This window comes from uncultured Microbacterium sp., from assembly GCF_913776565.1.
Classification (GTDB): Bacteria; Actinomycetota; Actinomycetes; order Actinomycetales; family Microbacteriaceae; genus Microbacterium.
Genome location: NZ_CAJYPF010000056.1, coordinates 1 through 5269, shown reverse-complemented (window position 1 = coordinate 5269; position 5269 = coordinate 1). Strand labels below are relative to the sequence as shown.

Below are 5269 nucleotides of genomic sequence, written 5' to 3'. Positions count from 1 at the left end.
TCTCGGCGACCTGCTGGCCGTCGAGGTACAGGCGGGCCGTGCTGCCCTGCAGGGTGTAGGTGAGGTGGACCCACTGGCCTCGCGGGAGCGCCGCCGCGGACTCGGCGTTCTGCTCGCCGGTCCAGTTACCCGTGGTCAAGGCTCCCCGGTAGCGACCGTCGCCCGTCGAGAAGAGGTAGCCGTTGCCCTGTCCATTGCCCCCCGTATTGCCGAAGCCGTACAGGAAGTAGGGGTTCCGCTGGGCGGGGTCGATGCGCAGCTCCGCCTCGATGCTGAAGTCGTTCACACCGACGAGCACGTTGTCGGGCAGGTCGACGTAATCGTTGGTGCCGTCGAAGACCAGCGCGCCGTCGGCGAATGTCGCTCCGCCCTGAACCTGCGCGTCACGTCCGGCTCCCGAGCGGTCGTGCAACACCGCGCCGGGAGCATCTTCGAAGTCGTAGTGCAGGATCTCGCCATTGGCGTTGGCCGCCAGCGGCTGCGGCAGGTCCGCGCGCAGCGCGGCGAGTTCTGCTGCCGTCACCGGCATGACCGTTCCGTGGCGGGGGCTGGCGGGGAGGCGGTAGCTCGCCGGCACCTGCCAGTTCGGGTTGGCGATGTCGGTCGTCGCCAGGGGGATGTACCCGCGTCCGCCGTACTCGTCGACGAACAGGTAGTACTTGTCGCCGTTGACGTCGCCGGGGTTGGCCTTGAAGATGCTGGGGCCTTCGACCGCGCCCGTACCGGCGTTCCGGCCGATGCACGAGGTGACGCCCTTCCACTGATCCAGCGGGGCCGTCAACACGGGCGAGCTCTCCTGGATGATGTCGCTGCACCCGGTGGTGCCGGCGCCTTCGTCCTTGGTGAAACGCTGGTAGACGCCGTTCGCCTTGATGACGGTGGAGTCGATGCGCGACATCCCGTCCTGCCAGATCTTCGTGTCGCTGAACGTCACGAAGTCACGCGTGGTCGCGTACAGCATGCGGTTGTAGCTGTTGGTGGTGTGGTTCGGGTCGCTCTCGGGGTAGAGCTGCGAGGCCCAGAACACGACGTACTCCCCGAGCGATTCGTCGTAATACGCTTCGGGCGCCCAGGTGTTCCCGGCGGTGTCGGGCGAGACCTTCACATGGCGCTGCGGGCTCCAGGTGATCAGGTCGTGCGATTCCCATACCTCGAGGTATTTCGACCCCTGACGCTGCGCGCGACCCCAATCGCCGTTGCGGCCGATCGAGAGGTCGGTCGCGATGAGGTAGAACGTGTCGCCCTCGGGAGAGCGGATGAGGAACGGGTCCCGCAGCCCCTTCTCGCCGTACGTCGAGGTGAGCTTCGGCTGTCCACCGTTCAGCTCGGTCCACGACAGGGCGTTGTTGCCGTTGCTCGCCGCGAAGAAGATGTTCTCGCCCGCGACGGAGTTCCCGGTGAAGTAGGCGAAGGTGTATCCCTCGAACGGGCCGATGTCCGCGGCTTTGCGCACCGCGGCGGAGAACGTGCGCTTCTGCGTGGTCGCATTCTTGGTGACGGATGCCGTCAGCTCGACGGTCGTGTCGGTGTCGGGTCGCGTCACGGTACCGTCGGCCGCGATGACGTCGCCGTTCGCCGAGGTCCACGTCACCGGCAGACCCTGGGAGCTCCCGGGCAGAGTGAGATTGCCGCGCACGTCGTCGATGTTCGTGACGGTGAGGGCCGAGAGGGCGCTCGCGACCGCGGCACCGTCCTCCGGGGTCCTGATCAGCCCCTGCACCTGCGTGGCGCTCAGGGCCCCGTCGTACAGGCGGAAGTCGCGGATGCTGCCCGCGAGCAGCTTGTCGGGGGTGTAGTTCGAACGGCCCAGGTAGTTCTTGGTGGTGGTCCCGCCGCCGATCTGACCGGGCGTCGTGGTCGTGTTGGTGTTCTCGGCGACCTGCCGGCCGTCGATGTAGAGACGCGCCGTCTTGGTGGGCGCGTCGAGGGTGTAGGTGACCGTCTTCCACTCACCTCGAGCCAGGTCCGTTCCCCCGCGCGCCACCTGCTCCGTCGACCAGTTGCCGGACGCGATGCCCGCGCGAGCCGGGTTCCCCGTCGCGAAGAGGTAGCCGTCGCCGAACCAGTCGGTCGTGTTGCCCAGGCCCCAGAGGAAGTAATCACCGGACTGTTCAGGCCGGATGATCACGTCTGCGCTGACGGTCACCGAGGTGAGCCCCTTGAGCACGTCGTTCGGGAGCTGCACGTAGTCGTCGACGCCGTCGAGTCGGACACCGTCCGCCCCGGCGAGCGTCGGACCGCCGACGAGGGTCGCGTTCTTGTCATGACCGGACGTGTCGTGCGCGACCGTTCCGCTCGACTCGTCGAGGGGGTAGGAGAGCACGAGCTGCGGGTCGATCTCGGCCGCACCGGCCACGAGCGGGACGGTGAGGGGTGCAGCGACCAGGGCGGCGACGACCGGAATGGTCAGTGCCCACAGCGGTGTGCGGCGTGGGGGCGCCGCGGCGGGATTGAATGGCACGGGGGCGGGGTCCTCTCGTGATTGCGTCTTTGCAGACCGTCGACGTCGACGGACCCCGTTATGTTAGCGCTCACAGTCTCCGTCACAACAGAGGCCTCGCGAGGAAGCGGTAATGGTCGCGCACCGGGCGAGGACCGACCGCCGGGGGCTGCCGTCCCCGCGACGGACGCGACGGGCGGCGCGTCAGCGCGAGGAACGCGTGACGGGTCGCACCATGGGCGCGGAATCGCGCACGATCAGACGCGTCGGCAGCGGCGTGCTCTCGCTGACGGTGTCCGGCTCTTCGACGGCGAGGAGCACCTTCTGCATCAGGATCTCGCCGAGGGCGGCGAAGTCCTGACGGACGGTCGTCAACGACGGGTAGAGGAACCCCGCCTCGGGTACGTCGTCGATACCGACCACACCGACGTCTTCGGGCACCCGCAGCCCACGCTCCCGAAGCGCCGACAGCACACCGATGGCCATGTGGTCGTTCGCGACGAAGATCCCCTCCCCCGGTGCGATGTCGGCCTCGGCGGCGATCCGATGACCGCTCGCGGCCGACCAGTCGCCGTGGACCACGCCCATGGCCTCGCTCCGGGATGCCGCCAACTCATCTCTCCATCCCCGCAGACGTTCGACGGCGTCGGGGTTGCGGGCCGGCCCGGCGATGTGGCGGATGGGTCCGTAGCCGGCTTCGCGCAGATGCCGCACGGCGCTGCGCGCAGCACGGTACTGGTCGATCGCCACCAGACGCGGATGCGGGCGGCTCGTGGTCGCGACGGCGACGAGCGGGATGTCGAGTTCGAGGGCCTGGACCGCCGCGAGCACCTCGGTGTCCACGACGATGAGGACGATGGCATCCACTCGCTGTTTCAGAAGACCGTCGATCGCTGCACGAACCGCGGCGACCTCGTTCTCGGGCGAGCTGATCGCGTCGACGTTGTAACGCGCGGCGCGGGCCGCGAAGTTGAAGTTCATCGCGATCGATGACGGGCCGTAATCGACCGATCCCGGCTGGACGAGGCCGATGGTGCGTGTGCGTCGCGTGACCAGGGCGCGCGCCGCAGGGGACGGACTGTACCGCAGCTGGGCGATCGCCTGCTCGACGCGGGCCCGGGTCGCCGGGCGCACGTTCGGCATGTTGTTGAGCACGCGCGACACCGTCTGATGCGACACCCCGGCGAGGCGTGCGACGTCGAAGATATTGGCCGTGCGCGCGGGTTTGCCGTCAGTCATCGGCGCCCGTCTCCGGGCTCTCGGGCTTGGCCACGAGAGCGAGAAGGGCGTCTGGGGTCAGGTCGACGGCGGGCACGATCTGCGCGACGACACCATCGCGCATGACCGCGACCAGATGCGCCACGCGCAGCACCTCGTCGAGCTCTGCCGAGATGTAGATGATCGAGAGGCCGTTGTCGGACAACTCGCCCACCAAGCGCTGGATCTCGGCTTTGGCGCCGACATCGATCCCGCGCGTCGGCTCGTCGAGCACGATCACCCGCGGGGACAAGGCCAGAAGTCGTGCCAGCAGCACCTTCTGTTGATTGCCGCCCGACAGCGTCGACACCGGTCGATCGATGTCGGCGGGTCGGATGTGCAGCGCCTCGACCCAGCTGTGCGCGAGCTCGCGGCGACGGGCGGTGCTCAGCCGGTGGAAGATGCCGCGCTGCGCCTGCAGCGCGAGGCTGATGTTGTCCAGGACGCTCAGGTCGCCGATGACGCCCTCGGTGCGACGGTTCTCGGACGAATAGGCGATGCGCTGCGCGATCGCGTCACGCGGAGAGGTGAGGCGAACGGGCTGCCCGTCGATGGTCACTTCACCCGTTGTCGGGCGGTCGACTCCGGTGAGCGCGCGCGCCAGCTCGCTGCGGCCGGAGCCCAGCAGACCCGCCACCCCGATGACCTCGCCCTCACCGAGATCGACGTCGGCCTCCTTCAGCCGCGGGCCGGAGGCGAGCCCCCGCGCGCTGATCACCGACGGGCTGTCGTCGTCGTCGAGCACGCGTTGCCCGATGGGCGCGAGCGACGAGGCCGCGGCGCCCAGCATCTTCTCGACGAGGTCGATACGCAGCAACTCGCGCGTGGCGTACTCGCCCACCAGGCGACCGCCGCGCAAGACCGTGACCCGATCGCAGATCTCGTAGACCTGGTCGAGGAAGTGCGAGACGAAGACCACCGCGATGCCGGTCTCTTTGAGCTCGCGGATGACGCGGAAGAGCTCGGCGACCTCATCGGCGTCGAGGCTGGAGGTCGGCTCGTCGAGTACGAGGACCTTGACGTCGACCGACACGGCCCGCGCGATCGCGACGAGCTGTTGGATCGCGAGGGGATGCGACGACAGCACCGAGGCCGGGTCGACCTCGACGCCGAGCGCGGACAGCGCCGCCGCGGCGTGCTCGCGCATCGCGGCGTGATCGATGATCCCCCAGCGGCGGGGTTCACGCCCGAGCCAGATGTTCTCGGCGACCGTGAGATTGGGCAGCAGATCGATCTCTTGGTAGACCGTCGAGATACCGGCCGCCTGCGCCTCGGCGGGGGATGAGAAACGACAGCGCACCCCGTCGACCAGGATGTCGCCGGAGTCCAGCCGCAGTGCGCCGGTGATGGCCTTGATGAGGGTGGACTTCCCGGCGCCGTTCTCGCCCATCAGCGAGTGCACCTCGCCGGCGCGGAGCAGGAAGTCGACGCCCGACAGGGCGGACTCGACACCGAAACGCACCGACGCCCCGCGCACCTCGAGGAGGGGCGGGGCGACGGTGGCGGGCATGAGGTACATCATGCCTCCCACGACGCGAGAGCGCTAACACCGCGGCCCGTGTTCTCGGCCGC

General features: G+C 68.7%; 3 protein-coding genes. All 3 read right to left on the bottom strand.

Annotated elements, in window-relative coordinates; translation table 11 throughout:
* Positions 1-2461: LamG-like jellyroll fold domain-containing protein (locus QZ433_RS03480; RefSeq protein ID WP_366761873.1), on the bottom strand; the 2461-nt coding region annotated here is incomplete at its 3' end.
* A gap of 183 nt (positions 2462-2644) precedes the next feature.
* Entirely contained in the window at positions 2645-3679 is a 1035-nt protein-coding gene (locus tag QZ433_RS03475) for a LacI family DNA-binding transcriptional regulator (RefSeq protein WP_295780027.1), read from the bottom strand.
* On the bottom strand, positions 3672-5207 hold the full coding sequence (locus QZ433_RS03470) for a sugar ABC transporter ATP-binding protein (RefSeq protein ID WP_295780026.1): 1536 nt from the start codon (positions 5205-5207) through the stop codon (positions 3672-3674). The genes QZ433_RS03475 and QZ433_RS03470 overlap by 8 nt, the downstream gene beginning before the upstream one ends.
* Between the last annotated feature and the right edge of the window lie 62 nt (positions 5208-5269).